Consider the following 16475-nt stretch of genomic DNA (forward strand, 5'->3'; position numbering starts at 1 on the left):
GTCATCCCGAGCGCAGCGAGGGATCTCCTGCGAAAGACGCACGGTGCGCCATTCGCGGGAGATCCCTCGCTGCGCTCGGGATGACGGCTACGTCGGGATGTCGGCGGACTACGCGCCGGGCTGCGGGGCGGGGTCGCCGTCGGAGGCCGGAGTCGGCCGGCTGGTCGGGACGGAGGCGCGGCGCGGCTTGCCCGATGACGGGCCGGCGCCGCCGGTCTCGTCGCGCACGATCTTGTCGCCGCGCAACAGGGTCTGCACCTCGTCGCCCGACAGGGTCTCGTACTCGAGCAGCCCCTTGGCCAGCGCATGCAGGTCGTCCATGTGCTCGGTGAGCACGCGCCGCGCCTTGGCTTCCGCCTCCTCGATCAGCCGGCGCACCTCGGCGTCGATCAGCTGCGACGTGGCCTCGGAGACGTTCTGCTGCTGGGTCACGGAGTGGCCGAGGAAGACCTCCTGCTCGTTGGCGTTGTAGCGCACGCGGCCGAGCTTGTCGGACATGCCGAACTCGGTGACCATGCGCCGCGCCATCGCGGTGGCCTGCTGGATGTCGCCGCCAGCGCCGGTCGTGACGTTCTCCTCGCCGAAGATCAGCTCCTCGGCGATCCGCCCGCCGAAGCTCATGGCCAGCTTGCTCTCCAGCTCGATCTTCGAGTGGCCGTACTTGTCGCGCTCCGGCAGCATCATGGTCAGGCCCAGCGCGCGGCCGCGCGGGATGATCGTGACCTTGTGCAGCGGATCGCTCTTGGGCATGTGGATGTTCACGAGCGCGTGGCCGGCCTCGTGATAGGCGGTCAGCCGCTTCTCCTCCTCGGTCATGGCCATGGAGCGCCGCTCGGCGCCCATCAGCACCTTGTCCTTGGCGTGCTCCATGTCGGCCATCGTGACGAGCCGCTTGCCCACCCGGGCGGCGCGCAGGGCGGCCTCGTTGACGAGGTTGGCGAGGTCGGCGCCGGAGAAGCCGGGCGTGCCGCGCGAGATCACCTTGGGATCGACGTCGGGCGCGATCGGCACCTTGCGCAGATGCACCTTCAGGATCTTCTCGCGACCGACGATGTCGGGGTTGGGCACGACGACCTGGCGGTCGAAGCGGCCGGGGCGCAGCAGCGCCGGGTCGAGCACGTCGGGCCGGTTGGTGGCCGCGATCAGGATCACGCCCTCGTTGGCCTCGAAGCCATCCATCTCGACCAGCAGCTGGTTCAACGTCTGCTCGCGCTCGTCGTTGCCGCCGCCCAGGCCGGCGCCACGATGGCGGCCGACGGCGTCGATCTCGTCGATGAAGATGATGCAAGGCGCGTTCTTCTTGGCCTGCTCGAACATGTCGCGCACGCGGCTGGCGCCGACGCCCACGAACATCTCGACGAAGTCGGAGCCCGAGATGGTGAAGAACGGCACGTTGGCTTCGCCCGCGATGGCGCGCGCCAGCAAGGTCTTGCCGGTGCCCGGCGGGCCGACCAGCAGGCAGCCCTTGGGGATCTTGCCGCCCAGGCGCTGGAACTTCTGCGGGTCCTTCAGGAAGTCGACGATCTCCTCAAGCTCGCCCTTGGCTTCCTCGATGCCGGCGACATCGTCGAACGTGACGCGCCCGTGCTTCTCGGTCAGCAGCCGCGCGCGGCTCTTGCCGAAGCCCATGGCGCCGCCGCGGCCGTTGCCCTGCATCTGGCGCATGAAGAACACGTAGACACCGACCAGGATCAGCAGCGGCAGCCAGTTGATCAGCACGCTTCCCAGGTTGACGCCCTCATCCGGCGGCCCGGCAGAGATGCGATCGACCTTGCCCTTCAGCCGGTTGATCAGATCGGGGTCGAACGGCGCGTAGGTGCTGAAGGTGCGCCCGTCCTTGGTCGTGCCGGAAATGTTGTTGCCCTGGATGCGGACCTCGGAGACCTGCTCGCTCTCCGTGAGCCGCAGGAATTCCGAATAGGCCATCGCGGACGAGCGGTTGCTGCCCACACCCCCCTGGAAGACGGTGTAAAGCAGCGCAAGAAGCAGAAGGATCACCACCCACAGGGCGGCGTTGCGATTGAACAGGTTCACGGCACTCGTCCGATCGGCGCCACCCGAGAGGCCATCTCCTCCTGGCAGCGGTGGTTACAGGTTCACTATTTGGCCCTTGCCAAAGGCAAAACAAGGGAAAAATGGTCCCGCTGCGAGCGGTTGCCGGGGCTGAAACCGCGCCCAGGCGGCCTCCCGGCCGGCATGCGATGCGATCATGCCGCCTGGGACCGGGACCGGCAACGGCCGCCCCGCCGCGCCGCGGCACGGCAATGCTGCCACGATCGCCGGCAGGCCGGCGATGGCCGGCCACGCTTTTTCCCAATCGGACCAATCTGTTCGCGCCACATGTGGTGCTGCTACACGAACCGCATCCGTGATTCTTCTGCCATCCTCGCCGCAAATTGTGAACCGGCCATCCCAGGGCTCGTCCTGCCGGCCCCCCTGCGGCTGCAGTCGGATTGACGCAGGCTCGCGCACCACCAGCCAGCCGCCGCCGCGCCACAGGATGCGGCAGCCGCCCACGGTCAGGCCGGATGGCGGCGAGAGAGACTGCCGCGGCACGGCGCGCATCCGCTCGACGGCGCGCTGGGTGCGGTCCTGACGCGGCGGATAGGCCGCACCGGCCACGGTCGCGATCACCGACGCCAGCACCACCCGCGCCAGCGATGCCGGCAGGGCACGCCATGCGGCGTGATCGATCATCACGACCCCCAGCGGGTGCGGCATGGCGCAATCGGCAAGCGCCGCCGCGACGCGGCCCTCTTGCGTCACCCGGCGTGCCGCAAAGCGCGTGGCCGCGGCCAGCGCCCGCGCCGGCGTCAGGGGCAGGCCCTCGCGCCGCAAGCGGCCGCGGGCAAAGCGCGGATCCATGTTGCTCGGATCGTCGATCCAGTCCTGTCCCCGCGCCTGCAGGGTCGCGGTCAAGCGCGCGCGCGTCACGGCCAGCAGCGGCCGCAGCAAGCGAGCCTCCGGGAACTCGACCAGGGCTGACATCGCGGCCAGCCCGGACGGACCACTGTCGCGCGCTGCGCGCAGGGCATAGGTTTCCGCCTGGTCGTCGGCCTGATGCGCGGTCAGCAGATGCAGCACCTGGTGCTGCCGGCACCAGTCGAGCAGCAGGCGATAGCGGGCCTGCCGCGCCGCCGCTTGAACGCCAGCCTGCGGCTTCGCTGCGGGCCGCCAGCACAGCACATGGGCCGGGATGCCGCGGGCGGCCAGCCACCGGCTGGTCTGGGCCGCTTCCGCGGCCGCCTCCGCGCGCAGGCCGTGATCGACCACCAGGGCGACGACGCGACCGCCGCGACGCGCGGCCCATTGCCACGCCAGCAGGGCCAGCGCCCGCGAATCCCGGCCGCCGGAGACCGCCAGCGCCAGGACAGGATGGGATTCAAACGGTGCAAACGGCCGCATCAGGGCGGCGAATTCGGATGGCAGGACCGGCGATGTGTCCATCGGCTTGCGTGCCGCCGGCGTGATGATCCGGCTCAGCAGCGGCTGCGCTGGCGTTCGGCGGCGATACGGCGCTTCAGCGCGTCCGTGGCCTGGGGATAGACCTGGTTGAACTGACCATAGACGATGCAGGCATCGGCCGACTTGCCGCTGGCCTGCAGCGACATGCCGAGCTTCAGGAGATTATCCGGCCCCACCGAGCTGGTGCGATAGGTCTTGAAGCCGTTGGCATAGGCGGTGGCGGCGTTGGCGTAATCCTTGCGCACGTAGTAGGTCTCGCCCAGCCAGTACTGGGCGTTGCCGGCGAGCTGGTGGCGCGGGTTCTTGGCGAGGAAGTTGCGGAACTCCCGCTCGGCGACGGCGTACTCGCCGCTGCGCATGGCGATCATGGCCTCGTTGTAGAGATGCTCGGGCCCGGCCGCGGGTGGCGGCGGCGCCGGCGGCGGTCCGCTGGAGGGCGTCGAGCCCAGCGGCCGCGTATCGGCCTGCTGGCCGGGCGACAAGCCACCCGGCGTCATCGGCGCGGGTGGCGGCGTGGCGTCACCGCGCGGCCCCGGAGTCGGCCGTGGCGCCGGCGGCCGCGCCCCGCCCCGCCCCGATTCAAGCTGCTGGATGCGAAAGTCATAGTCCGCCTGCTGGCGATCCAGCTTCTCCTGCAATTGCTGCACCTGGTTCTGCAGCCGCTCCACCTGGCCGGTGAGCTGCGTGATCAGTCGCTCCATGTCCTGGAAGCGCTGTTCGATCGCATAGTTGCCCTGCGCCATCGCCGGCGGCACGGCCAGGGCCGCCAGGCTCCCAACGGCGAGCATAAGAGCGATGGTCGCATTCGCGATCCGGTTCATCGTGGCCTCCTCGGCGGTCAAGGCCGCCCGAGGGGCGGGCGGCCACGGCGACTATCGGCAACGGCCTTTTACGGATCAAGCCTGATGGCCGCCACGCGATCAGACGCGCCGTCGCAGGCTCGCGCCCGAATCGGCCCATGGTCGGGCCGAAGGGCGGCGAATTGAGGGCGATCGGGGCCCGGCCTGCTCACGACGGCGCCGCCGGCCGGCGCGCAATGCGGCAGATGCCAAAGCTCGGAGCATGCCGCGACCCGCGCGATCGCCAGCGCGCCGCGGAAGCCGCAGCCGCACCGCCGTTGCGGCTTGGCACGGTCAATGCATCGGCCGGATCAGCGCAGCGTCGCCTCGGCGATGGCTTCGGTGGGCGTGCCACGCAGGTGTTGTGGTGATGGCGATGATCGCATCCCTCAACGGTCCTGGCGCGGCAGCGCCGGACCGTCCCGGTGAGCATGCCGGTGGTGACGGCACAGGCACCGGCAAATGGCGCGCCCTTCAATCCGCGTCGTCGACGGCACATGCGCCCAGCCATGTCCGGAGAAAGGAGGTGGCCGCGCCGCACCAGACGGCTTGAGCGTCACGGCCGCCGGCCATCCCGGCCGCCACCCTCCCACGACAACACGCTGGACCGGCCGCGCCCGCGCGCGGCGACCGCCCAACAGGAGCACCCGACATGTGCGCACGCTATGGATGCACCACACCACTCCACCTGACGTCGATCGACTTCAGCCGGCGCAGCTTCATGCGCACGGCCGCGGCAAGCGCACTGACGATCGCGATCGGCCCCGGCCTCGCGGGCATGGCCCACGCCGCCGACGGCATGATCAAGTCGACCCACGGCACCGGCTTCTGCAACCTCAACATCTTCCTGGCGCATGCCCTGCAGACCGCCAAGGAGGACGGGCTTGATCTGCAGTTCGTGAACACGCCGACCTTCGCCGAGCAAGTCACGTTCCTGGCCATGGGCCAGGTCGATGTCGGCCTGATGCCCTATACCAGCTTCATTGCGCTGTTCGATGCCGGCGCGCCGGTGAAGGTCGTGGCCGGCGGCGGCGTCGAGGGCTGCGTGATCGTCTCGCGCCCCGGCCTGGACAGCCCCGAGAAGCTGAAAGGCAAGACGCTCGGCACCTTCCAGCTCGATACGCTGGAGGTGATGCCTTACGACTGGCTGAAGAAGCACGGCGTCGCCTTCAAGGACGTGAAGGTGCGCTACATGGGCTCGACGCCCGAGGCCGTGGAAGCCTTCAAGGCCGGCGCCATCGACTGGACCTGCACCATCGAGCCCTACGGCACGGCGCTGCTGAACGATGTCAAAGGCGCCCACAAGCTGTCCGACGGCACCGATATCTACGGCCGGGGCTACACCGACTGCGTGCTGGCCTGCCGCAGCGAGCTCATCAAGCAGAACCCGGCCGGCTTGAAGGCCCTGATCAAGGGCATGATGAAGGCACAGCTGATGGCCGAGACCAGGCAGGACGACGTGCTGAGCAAGGTGGTCGGCACGTACTACAAGACCTCGACCGAGAATGCGCGACTGGCCATGAGCAAGCAGCCGGCCGTGGTCGACGCGCGCGACCAGACCCGGTTCATCCTGGAGCGCACCGATTCGCTGGTCGAAATGGGCTACATCAAGAAGAAGCCGGGCCGCGACGCGATCGACTGGACCCTGCTGGAGCAGGTGATCGCCGAGAACAAGGACCTCCACGCCCAGCTCAAGCACAAGGCCGCCTGACGTGTCGACGGCATCGCACCCGGCCGACGCAGGCGACACGGACGGGGCCGCCGCTGCCGGCACGCCCAACGCGCCGGCGACACGCCGCTTGCCGCTGGCCGGCCGCCTGGCGCCGGTCCTGTCGCGCCTGGGCACGACCCTGCTGTCGGTCGGCCTGTTCTGCGGCATCTGGGAGATCCTGTGGGCGCTCGACATCGCCGACCCCAAGCTGCTGCCGCCGCCCCACATCTTCCTTGGCAGCTTCCCGGAGCAGGCCAAGTTCTTCAACACCGCGCAGCGCTGGCAGATCGGCGTCGGTCTCAATACCGGGCCCAGCCCGCAGGGCGCGGTGCTGATCACGATCCTGGCATCCGGCGCGCGCGTGCTGGTGGGCCTGCTGATCGCTGCCGTGCTGTCGATCGCGATCGGCGTGGCGATACGCTACTTCGCCGCGGTCGAGAAGCTGACGCTGCCGACGATCACGCTGCTGTCGCCGGTATCGCCGATCGCCTGGCTGCCGGTGGCGATCTTCCTGTTCGGCATCGGCAACGCGCCGGCGATCTTCATGGTGGTGATCGCGCTGTTCTTCCACATGGTGCTGGCGACCATCGCGCAGATCGACGGCGTCAGCCGCAACCTGATCAACGTGGCGCGCACCATGGGCGCCTCGAAGCGGCAGATCTACGGCCGCGTCATCGTGCCGGCGATCCTGCCCGGCATGCTGATGGTGCTGCGGCTGAACCTGTTCGGCGCCTGGATGGTGGTGCTGGTCGCCGAATCGACCGGCGTCGGCTACGGGCTGGGCCAGGTCATCATGCTGGCGCGCAACACCTTCAACCCGTCGCTGGTGTTCTTCACCATCGCGCTGATCGGGCTGCTCGGCTTCCTGTCCGACTGGGTGCTGCGCCTGCTGCAGAAGAAGCTGCTCTACTGGGTTCCCCAGACCGCGGGGGTGCTGCGTGGCCTCTAGATCGACCAAGCCGTTCTCCTCGCGCGACGCCGTCGTCTGCCGCGGCGTCGGCAAGACCTGGTCGGCCGGCACCGACCGTGCCCATGTCGCGCTGCGCGACGTCGACCTCGACGTGGCGCCGGGCGAGTTCATCGTGCTGCTGGGGCCATCGGGCTGCGGCAAGAGCACGCTGCTGTACCTCATTGCCGGCCTCGAGGACACGAGCGACGGCGAGATCTGGGCGTTCGGCGATCGTGTCGCCACGCCGTCGCCCGACCGCAGCCTGATCTTCCAGGAGACCTCGCTCTTTCCCTGGCTCACGGTCTGGCAGAACGTGAGCTTCGGCCTGTCGATCCGGGGCGAGCCGGCGGCGGCCCGCAAGGAGGCCGCCCGCCAGGCCCTGCAGCGCGTCGGCCTCGTCGAGGCGATGGACAAGCGGCCCGACGAGCTGTCGGGCGGCATGCGCCAGCGCGTCGCCGTGGCGCGGGCGCTGGCCATGCGGCCCAAGGTGCTGCTGATGGACGAGCCGTTCGCGGCGCTGGACGTCCAGACGCGCGCCAAGATGCAGGACTTCCTGCTCGATGTCTGGCGCGACAGCGAGGCATCGGTGCTGTTCGTGACCCACCATATCGACGAGGCGGTGGCGCTGGCCGACCGGGTCGTCATCTTCACGGCCCGGCCGGGCCGCATCAAGACCATCGTGCCGATCGACATGCCGCGGCCGCGCGATCCGTTCTCGGCGCAAAGCGAGGCATTGCGCAAGGAGCTCACCGAGCTGATGCGCGCCGAGGTCGATCGCGCCTTCGCCGAGCAGGAGGCGGTGTAGCAATCCCTTCCCGCGCTTCGCTATACGTCGTGACGCTTCCCATCCGCCCCGCTCGGGGCACCTTCTCCGCCGCCGCGGAATGAAGGCAAGACAGCAAGGAGTTCGTTTCGTGGCCACGTCCATCGTTCGCAGTCGCGCCATGATCACGCGCGCGCTCGACCGTCACACCTGGAAGGAGATCGCCGACGGCGCCGTCCTGCAGGAGGACGGCATCATCGCCGCCGTCGGCACCTATGACGAGCTCAGCCGGCGCTACCCCACCACGCCGGTGATCGGCAGCGGCAATGAGATCCTGGTGCCGGGCTTCGTCAACGGCCACCACCATGTCGGCCTGACGCCGGTGCAGCTCGGCTCTCCCGACATGCCGCTGGAGCTGTGGTTCATCACCCGCCTGGTGAGCCGCAACCTCAACCTCTATCTCGACACGCTCTACTCGGCGTTCGAGATGATCGGCTCGGGCATCACCACGGTGCAGCACATCCATGGCTGGCTGCCCGGCCACCTGCCCGAGGTCGAGGCCCGGGCCGGCGACGTGATCCGCGCCTACGAGGACGTCGGCATGCGGGTGTCCTATTGCTTCGCGGTGCGCGACCAGAACCGTCTGGTCTACCAGGCCGATGAGGAATTCGTGGCCGGCCTGCCCGCCGAGCTGCGGGACCCGATGAAGCGCTGGTTCGAGAGCTTCAAGGTGGGGCTCGACGACGGCATGGCGATGTTCGAGCACCTGCGCGGGCACCATCACGACAAGCGGCGGGTCAAGATCCAGCTGGCGCCGGCCAACCTGCACTGGTGCTCCGACCGGGCGCTGGGCGTGCTGGCCGATGCGTCCCGCACGCACGACGTGCCCATGCACATGCACCTCGTCGAGACCGCGCTGCAGAAGGAATACGCCTGGCGGCGCGGCGGCTGCACCGCCGTCGAGTACATCGACCGCTTCGGCATGCTGGGGCCGCGGCTGACGCTGGGCCACGGCGTATGGCTCAACGAGAAGGACATCGACCGGCTGGCCGAGACCGGCACCTGCGTCTGCCACAACTGCTCGTCGAACTTCCGCCTGCGCTCCGGCGTGGCGCCGCTCAACGTCTTCGAGGCCAAGGGCATCAACACCGCGATCGGGCTCGACGAGGCCGGCATCAACGACGACCGCGACATGCTGCAGGAGATGCGGCTGGTGCTGCGGGCGCATCGGGTGCCGGGCATCGGCGAGGAGGTTCCCACGATGGCCCAGGTCTTCCGCATGGCCACGATCGGCGGCGCCAGGACGACGGCCTTCGGCGAGCGCATCGGCGTGCTCGAGGAAGGCAAGGCCGCCGACATGGCGCTGCTCGACTGGAAGCAGATATCCTATCCCTACCTCGACACCGAGATGCCGCTGCTGGATGCCGTGATCCAGCGCGCCAAGGCCGAGGGCGTGAAGATGACCATGTGCGACGGCGAGGTGATCTACCAGGACGGCAAGTTCACCAAGGTCGACCGGGACGGCGCGCTCAAGGCGCTGCATGACGACCTGGCGCGCGCCCTGTCCGACGACGAGGTCGAGCGGCGCAAGCTGTCGAAGGCCCTGCTGCCGCATGTGAAGAAGTTCTACGCCAACTATTTCGACCCGGCGCAGCACCAGCCGTTCTATCGCCAGAGCTCGCGGGCCTGACCAGCGTCCTTCCCGCAACGAAAAAAACGCCGGTCGGACGAAGCCGGCCGGCGTTTTTCAGGGCTCAGCCCCTCGCTACTGCAGGACGGTCACGGCGCGGCGGTTGCGCGACCAGGCGCCTTCGTCGCTGCCCACGACCTCGGGCCGCTCCTTGCCGTAGCTGATGGTGCGCAGCTTGGCCGCGGGAACGCCCTGAGCGGCGAGATAGGTGCGCACCATGTTGGCGCGGCGCTCGCCCAGCGCCAGGTTGTATTCACGGGTGCCGCGCTCGTCGGCATGGCCTTCGATCATGAAGGTCTGGTAGCGGTCACCGTACTGCCTGATCCAAGCCACCTGCTTATCGAGCGTCGCGCGTCCGTCGGGCGTCAGGGTGGACTGATCGGTCTCGAAGTAGACGCGGTCACCCGCCACCTGCTGGAAATGTCCCGGCGTTCCCGGCGCCACCGAGGCCGTCGCGCCCTCGGGCCCTGGTGTCGTGGAGCTGCCGCAGGCTGCCGCCAGCAACATCACCGCCACCGCGCCGAGTATCTTGATGCTCAATTTCATTGTCGCTCTCCTGCGCAACCGGTACATGCCGGCTGCGTCATCCGGCTTGCATCGGCGGCCATTGACTGAGGGGAACCGCCATCCCTCTTCCGATCCGGGATGATCTGGAAAAAGGATGACCCGGGTTATCAATCGCTGACGCGCTCGAGCCCCGGGTCATTTCGCAGTGCATCATAACATTCGCCGGACTCCGTTCAAGCCGCCGCGGCAGGCGCCGCCGCCACGGTGAAATGCAGGCCGGCGAACACATATCGGGCCTTACTGCGGGATCAGCGGCGACCACGCCGGGTCGGACGCATCGGTGGGTGTCGCCACCGGTCGCAGGATGCGCCCGGTGATGTCGACCATGTGCAGCCGCACGGAACCGGCCCGGCCACCGGCGTTGGGCGCCTGGCGGAAGAACATCAGGTAGCGTCCGTTCGGCGCCCAGGTCGGGCCCTCGTCGAGATAGCTCGAGGCCAGGATGCGCTCGCCCGAGCCGTCAGGGCGCATGATGCCGATCGAGAAGCTGCCGCCTTCCTGCTTGGTGAAGGCGATGTAGTCGCCGCGCGGCGACCACACCGGCGTGCTGTAGCGGCCCTGCCCGAAGCTGATGCGCTGGGCCTCGCCGCCGCCGGCGCTCATGACGTAGATCTGCTGGCTGCCGCCGCGGTCCGAGGTGAAGACGATGCGGCCGCCGTCGGGCGCATAGCTCGGCGAGGTGTCGATGGCGAGGTGGTTGGTGAGCCGGCTGATCGAGCGCGAGCGCACGTCCATGGCGTAGATGTCGGTGTTGCCGTCGGTCGCCAGGCTCATGACCACGCGGTTGCCGTCGGGCGAGAAGCGCGGCGCGAACGTCATGCTGGGGAAGTTGCCCAGCAGCTCCTGGCGCTGGGTGTCGACATTCATCAGGTACACCCGGGGCGTTCCCTGGGCATAGGACAGGTAGACGATCTCCTGCAGCGTCGGCGAGAAGCGCGGCGTCAGGGCCAGCGACCGGCCGTCGGTGAGGTAGCGGTGGTTGGCGCCGTCCTGGTCCATGATCGCCAGCCGCTTGACGCGGGCGTTGCCCGGACCCGTCTCGGCGACATAGACGACGCGCGTGTCGAAGAAGCCGTCCTCGCCGGTGATGCGCTTGAAGATCTCGTCGGCGATGATGTGGGCAATGCGCCGCCAGTTGGCGGTCTGGGTGAAATAGGCGCGGCCGGTCATCTGGGCGCCGGCGGCGACGTCCCACAGGCGGAACTCGACCCGCAGCCGCCCGTCGGCCTGCTGCGTGGCCGAGCCGACCACCAGCGCGTCGGCGTTGACGGCCCGCCAATCCTGGAAGCGCGGCGTGCGGCCGGGATCGCTGATGCGCTCGATGAAGGCGCCGCGGTCGATGGGACGGAACAGGCCGGAGCGCTCGAGATCGGCGCTGATCACCTGCGAGATCTGCGCGCCGGTCGCATCGCCGACGAAGTCGGTGACGGCGATCGGGATCGGGTTGGCGCTGGCGCCCTCGACCGTGACCTGCTGCAAGCCCCGGGTCTGCGCCCAGGCCAGCGGCGCGACCAGGACCGCCACCAGGGCGACGCCCACCGCCATCAGGCGGCGGCGCATCGTTGATCGTATCATCTCTCGTTACTCCCCACTCTCTCTCTCTCAGTTTTCGCTCCACGTCAGCGCAGGTCGCGCGGATCGAACTTGAACACGAAGCGCTTGAGCTGCTCGTATTTGTGCTGCGGATAGGGCAGCGGCTGGCAGCGCGGGTTGAGCACCGCGCGCTGGCCTGCTTCCGCATACGACCGCAGGAACGGATTGGCCGCCATCGCCGAGCGTGTCTCGTCGGAGATGCGGGCCTCGGTGACCCGCCCGTCGGGCGCCATGTCGACGATGATGTAGGCGATCAGCTGCGAGGCATCGCGGCCGCCGTCGTTGACCGACCAGCACGGCCGCACCTTGTCGGCCATGGCGGCGTTCTCGCTGGCGGTCAGCCGGCCGGCCGCCAACGCCGACTGCTGCGTGCGCGTTCCCGGCACGTTGGGCCGGCCCTCGCCGGCCACCGGCTGCGGCGGCCGCGGCGAGCGGCTGGTCTGCTCGGCCAGGATCTGGTCCAGCGTCTTGGGCGGCGCCTTTGGCGGCTCGGGTTTCCTGGTCTCGGTCTTCGGCGGCTCCGGCTTGGGCGGCTCGGGCTTCTTGGCCTCAGGCTTGGGCGGCTCGGGCTTGGTTTCGGGCTTGCGCTCGACGGCCGGCTCCGGCTTGGGCTTCAGCGGCTCGGCGTCCGGCTCCTTGGGCTTCTCGGCCTTGGGCTCCGGCTTGGGCGCGGGCTTCTCCTCGGGCTTGGGCTGGACGGCGGCGACCTGCGGCTCCGGCTTGGGCTGCGGCTTGGGATCGGGCTGCGGCTTGGGCGCGGCCTCGACCTGCGGCGCCGGCGGCGCCGGCGTGTTCTTCTCGGCCTCGGGCAGCTTGCGGTCCTGCGGCCGCTCCTGCGACACCACCGGCGCCTTGGATTGCGGCCCGATCTCGGTGGCGTCGTAGATCGGCACGTCGGCCAGCGAATCGTCGGGCGGCCGCGTCAAATTCGGGAAGCCGAACAGGGCAGCGGCCAGCAGAACGACATGCGCCCCGGCCGAGACCACGGCCGGGGTTGTCATGTCGCCGCTGGAGTCGCCACGCCAGCGCATGGCCCCTGCTCCTCCGATCAGTTCTTGCGGCCGGGCCCTGCCGGCGCCTTCGCCCCCGGGGCTGCCGGCGCCGTGCCCGACGGCTTGCTGTCGCCGGTCGCCAGGTCGCCCACCAGGCCGGCCTTGGTGAAGCCGGCGGCGCGCAGCGCGCCCAGCACTTCCATCACCCTTCCGTAGTCGACCGCCTTGTCGCCGCGCACGAAGATGCGCTGGTCCGGCTTCTCAGCCTGCACGGCCTTGAGCTTGCCGATCAGGTCGTCGACCGAATACTCGGTGTCGCCGAGGAAGACCTCGCCCTTGGCCTTGACGCTGACCACCAGCGGCTCGTCCTGGCCCTGGATCGGATCGGCGGTGGTCTTGGGCAGGTCGACCGGCACGCCGACATTCATCAGCGGCGCCGCCACCATGAAGATGATCAGCAGCACCAGCATCACGTCGACGAACGGCGTGACGTTGATGTCGGCCATCGGCGTGTAGATGCGGCGGCGGAACCGGCTGCCGCCGCGCGTCTGCATGGCGCCGCCCATCTGCACGGCCATCAGTTGTGCTCCTCGAGCTGGCGCGACAGGATGGTGATGAACTCCTGCGCGAAGTTCTCCAGGCGCTGGCCGTAGCGGCCGATGTCGCTGCTGATCTTGTTGTAGGCGAGCACCGCCGGAATGGCGGCCACCAGCCCCAGCGCGGTCGCGAACAGCGCCTCGGCGATGCCGGGCGCGACCACGGCGAGCGAGGTGTTCTTCGACGCAGCGATGCCCTGGAACGACGTCATGATGCCCCAGACCGTGCCGAACAGGCCGACGAACGGCGCCGCCGCGCCGGTCGAGGCCAGGAAGGTCATGCGCTTCTCGATCGATTCCATCTCGCGCTGCACCGTGACCGCCATGACCTGCTCGATGCGCGCCTGCAGGTTGTGGCGGGCGGCGGCGGTGGCGGCCAGGCCCTTGCTCAGCGACCGGCGCCACTCGCGCATGGCGCCGGAGAAGATGCTCGACAGCGGCTCCTCGGGCTTGTCGCCGACGCGGTCATAGAGGTCATCGAGCGACACGCCCGACCAGAACGTGTCCTCGAAGGCCTCGGCCTTGCGGCGCAGGGCCCGCAGCTTGAGCGTCTTCTCGATGATGATCGCCCACGACCAGATCGACGCCAGCAGCAGCATCACCATCACGATCTGCACCACCGGATGGGCGTGCAGGAACATGCCGACGAAGCTGACGTCGATGGTGCCCGTGCCGCTGGCGAGCGTGCCGGCGACAGTCGAGCCCGCGCCTGGCGGCGGTGGCACGGGGGTGGAGGGCACCGGCACAGGCGGGGGGGTTGCCTGCGCAAGTAGGGTGAGCGGATCCATTGGGACTCCAGTTTGTTACAGCCGGGTAGCGAGGGAATGTGGCGTCACGGCGGCGCTGGCAGTTGCATTTCCGCAACACAAACAAGGATTTGGGTGGCCCCTCACGCCCCGCCCCGAGCCGGGGCCACCGCCAGGGCGGCGCGCACGTCGGCCGGCAGGCGCACCGGCCGGCCGTCGGCGCCCATGCACGCCAGCGTCAGCGTGGCATCGCTCAAGAGCGCGCCGGTGCCGCCGCCATCGGCGCGGCGGACCTGCTGCACCAGGTCGACCGAGGCGCCGCGCAGCGCCGCCACCTGCGTGACCACCTCGAGCGCCTCGTCGAGCCGCGCCGGCTTCAGGTAGCGGATCGCCAGGCGCGACACGGTCCAGTTGATCCCCTGCGCCTGCCGCTGGGCGGCAAGGTCGTGACCGACGACGCGCAGCATCTCGGTGCGGCCGCGCTCCATGAAACGCAGATAATTGGCATGGTAGACGATCCCACCAGCGTCCGTGTCCTCGTAGTAGACGCGGACCGGCAGCACGTGGGCCGGCAGCACGTTGGCCGGCGGCACTGGGGGCGACACCGGGGCCGGCCCCCGCATCACCCGGCGGCCTCCGTGTCGGGGTCGAGCAGGTCGAGCTGCGCCCGCGCCGTGCGCGGCATCTTCAGCCCGAGATGCCGCCAGCCGCCTTCCGCCAGCACCCGGCCGCGTGGGGTGCGCATCAGCAGGCCCAGCTGCATCAGGTAGGGCTCGATCACGTCCTCGATGACGTCGCGCTGCTCGCTCAGCGCCGCCGACAGCGTCTCCACGCCCACGGGGCCGCCGTTGTAGCTCTCGCCGATGCAGGTCAGGTACTTGCGGTCCATCAGGTCGAGCCCGAGATGGTCGACGTCCAGCCGCCGCAGCGCCTGGTCGGCGGCCTTGGCATCGATCACCGCCGTGCCGGCGACAGCGGCGAAATCACGCACCCGGCGCAGCAGGCGGTTGGCGACACGCGGCGTGCCGCGGCTGCGGCGCGCCACCTCGGCGGCGCCATCGTCGGTCATGGCGACGTTCAGCACGCGCGCGGCGCGGCGCACGATCGTCTCCAGCTCGTCGGGAGCGTAGAACTCAAGCCGCAGCGGGATGCCGAAGCGCTCGCGCAGCGGCGTCGTCATCAGGCCCGAGCGGGTCGTGGCGCCGACCAGGGTGAAAGGCGGCAGGTCGATGCGCACCGAGCGCGCCGCCGGCCCCTCGCCGATCATGATGTCGAGCTGGAAGTCCTCCATCGCGGGATAGAGGATCTCCTCGATCGCCGGGTTCAGGCGGTGGATCTCGTCGATGAACAGCACGTCGCCGCGCTCGAGGTTGGTGAGCAGCGAGGCGAGGTCGCCGGCCTTGGCGATCACCGGCCCCGAGGTGGCGCGGAAGCCCGCCCCCATCTCCTTGGCGACGATCTGCGACAGCGTCGTCTTGCCCAGCCCCGGCGGGCCATGGAACAGCGTATGGTCCAGCGGCTCGCCACGCGCCCGCGCGGCGGCGATGAACACCTTCAGATTCTCGCGCACCTGCCGCTGGCCGATGAAATCGTCCAGGACCTGGGGCCGGAGCTTGACCTCGGCCGCGTCCTCGTCGCTGCGGGCGCCAGACGTCAGGCGGGAATCGTTCATTGGTGGTCGTTGTTCTTTGGCCGGCGGCCGGCCATGCAGAGGGTTGAAAGCATTCCTACCATGCCCAGCGGCCCCAGGGTAGGCAAGCCGTCCGCGGGTGCGCTATCGGCGTGGCGCGCTCCTGGCTACCGAGCGAGCTCCCGCAGGCCCTCGCGGATCAGGGTGTCGATGCGGGCGTCGGTGCCCAGGCGGGTGGCGGCGCGGGCCACGGCGCCGAACGCCTCGGGACGCTTGTAGCCGAGATTGACCAGCGCCGAGACGGCGTCCTCGTTCACCGATGCGGCCGGCGCCGCGCCGTCGGCCGCAGCGGCCGGCGCCCGCGCCACGCCCGGCGTGGCGCCCCAGGCGATGGCCTTGTCCTTCAGCTCGGTGAGCAGGCGCGCGGCGAGCTTCGGGCCGACGCCCGGCGCACGGCTGAGCGCGGCCCTGTCCTGCGCCACGATGGCGCTGGCGAGCTGATCGGGCGCCAGCGTCGAGAGCAGCGACAGCGCCACGCGCGCGCCGACGCCCTGCACCGTGGTGAGGATGCGGAACCAGTCGCGCTCGGCGGTGGCGAGGAAGCCGTACAGCGTGATCGCGTCCTCGCGCACGATGGTCTCGATCAGCAGCGTGGCCTCGCGCCCGGCCATCAGGTCACGCAGGGTGCGGCCGGAAGCGAAGACGACATAGCCTACGCCGCCGACATCGACGAGGCATGAATCGTCGGCGACCGCATCGACGATGCCGCGCAGCTTGCCGATCATCGACCGCTCGTTCTGGAAGCGGCGCGCGCCAGCAGCGCGTTGTGCCATGCCGTCGTCGAGCCGCGCAGCCCGCTCTTGCCGCGGCCGGCGCCGACGCGTCCGCCGCGCACGGCGCCGACATCGCCGCCCTCGGCGCCGGCCATGACCGC

General features: G+C 69.7%; 15 protein-coding genes. 4 read left to right on the forward strand and 11 right to left on the reverse strand.

Annotated features, from left to right (window positions below; genetic code table 11):
- Nucleotides 1–108: 108 nt before the first annotated feature.
- The 3 genes from ftsH to ybgF are packed head-to-tail and all read right to left on the reverse strand — an operon-like array spanning nt 109 to nt 4286.
- Nucleotides 109–2034, reverse strand: a complete 1926-nt coding sequence (ftsH, locus tag FHP25_RS34765; protein ID WP_147851593.1) for an ATP-dependent zinc metalloprotease FtsH — start codon at nt 2032–2034, stop codon at nt 109–111.
- Nucleotides 2035–2088: 54 nt separating this feature from the next.
- A complete protein-coding gene (gene tilS / locus FHP25_RS34770) occupies nt 2089–3447 on the reverse strand; it encodes a tRNA lysidine(34) synthetase TilS (RefSeq protein ID WP_147851594.1) in 1359 nt (452 codons plus the stop codon).
- 32 nt (nt 3448–3479) lie between these two features.
- Nucleotides 3480–4286 carry a tol-pal system protein YbgF gene (ybgF, locus tag FHP25_RS34775; protein ID WP_147851595.1) on the reverse strand — a complete coding sequence of 269 codons (807 nt, stop codon included), beginning with the start codon at nt 4284–4286 and terminating at the stop codon, nt 3480–3482.
- A gap of 670 nt (nt 4287–4956) precedes the next feature.
- On the opposite strand from ybgF, the gene FHP25_RS34780 reads away from it, so the two are divergent.
- The 4 genes from FHP25_RS34780 (at nt 4957) to FHP25_RS34795 (ending at nt 9417) form a co-directional block, all read left to right on the forward strand.
- Nucleotides 4957–6015, forward strand: a complete 1059-nt coding sequence (locus FHP25_RS34780; protein ID WP_147851596.1) for an ABC transporter substrate-binding protein — start codon at nt 4957–4959, stop codon at nt 6013–6015.
- A 1-nt stretch (nt 6016) separates the two neighbouring features.
- Nucleotides 6017–6964 (forward strand): ABC transporter permease, encoded by a 948-nt coding sequence (locus FHP25_RS34785; protein WP_147851597.1) that lies wholly within the window; start codon nt 6017–6019, stop codon nt 6962–6964.
- Nucleotides 6954–7769: an ABC transporter ATP-binding protein gene (locus FHP25_RS34790; RefSeq protein WP_147851598.1), complete on the forward strand. Its 816-nt coding sequence runs from the start codon at nt 6954–6956 to the stop codon at nt 7767–7769. The genes FHP25_RS34785 and FHP25_RS34790 overlap by 11 nt, the downstream gene beginning before the upstream one ends.
- Before the next feature lie 109 nt (nt 7770–7878).
- Nucleotides 7879–9417 (forward strand): amidohydrolase family protein, encoded by a 1539-nt coding sequence (locus tag FHP25_RS34795; RefSeq protein WP_147851599.1) that lies wholly within the window; start codon nt 7879–7881, stop codon nt 9415–9417.
- A gap of 75 nt (nt 9418–9492) precedes the next feature.
- Here FHP25_RS34795 and pal read toward each other — a convergent pair whose 3' ends face one another.
- The 8 genes from pal to ruvA form a co-directional block, all read right to left on the reverse strand.
- Entirely contained in the window at nt 9493–9963 is a 471-nt protein-coding gene (gene pal / locus FHP25_RS34800) for a peptidoglycan-associated lipoprotein Pal (protein WP_147851600.1), read from the reverse strand.
- Nucleotides 9964–10221: 258 nt separating this feature from the next.
- On the reverse strand, nt 10222–11559 hold the full coding sequence (tolB, locus tag FHP25_RS34805) for a Tol-Pal system beta propeller repeat protein TolB (protein WP_147851601.1): 1338 nt from the start codon (nt 11557–11559) through the stop codon (nt 10222–10224).
- Between the two features lie 44 nt (nt 11560–11603).
- Nucleotides 11604–12608, reverse strand: coding sequence for a hypothetical protein (locus tag FHP25_RS42350; RefSeq protein WP_178134015.1), 1005 nt, complete (start codon nt 12606–12608; stop codon nt 11604–11606).
- Nucleotides 12609–12625: 17 nt separating this feature from the next.
- The gene (gene tolR / locus FHP25_RS34820; protein WP_231712586.1) at nt 12626–13147 is read right to left on the reverse strand and encodes a protein TolR; all 522 of its coding nucleotides are present in this window, start codon (nt 13145–13147) and stop codon (nt 12626–12628) included.
- On the reverse strand, nt 13147–13806 hold the full coding sequence (tolQ, locus tag FHP25_RS34825) for a protein TolQ (protein WP_231712589.1): 660 nt from the start codon (nt 13804–13806) through the stop codon (nt 13147–13149). Before tolQ ends, tolR begins: the two co-directional genes overlap by 1 nt.
- 248 nt (nt 13807–14054) lie before the next feature.
- Nucleotides 14055–14534, reverse strand: a complete 480-nt coding sequence (gene ybgC, locus FHP25_RS34830) for a tol-pal system-associated acyl-CoA thioesterase (RefSeq protein ID WP_147851605.1) — start codon at nt 14532–14534, stop codon at nt 14055–14057.
- A complete protein-coding gene (gene ruvB / locus FHP25_RS34835) occupies nt 14534–15583 on the reverse strand; it encodes a Holliday junction branch migration DNA helicase RuvB (RefSeq protein ID WP_147851606.1) in 1050 nt (349 codons plus the stop codon). The genes ybgC and ruvB overlap by 1 nt, the downstream gene beginning before the upstream one ends.
- Before the next feature lie 125 nt (nt 15584–15708).
- Nucleotides 15709–16326, reverse strand: a complete 618-nt coding sequence (gene ruvA, locus FHP25_RS34840; protein ID WP_147851631.1) for a Holliday junction branch migration protein RuvA — start codon at nt 16324–16326, stop codon at nt 15709–15711.
- Between the last annotated feature and the right edge of the window lie 149 nt (nt 16327–16475).

Origin of the sequence: Vineibacter terrae (assembly GCF_008039615.1) — a bacterium.
Classification (GTDB): domain Bacteria; phylum Pseudomonadota; class Alphaproteobacteria; order Reyranellales; family Reyranellaceae; genus Vineibacter; species Vineibacter terrae.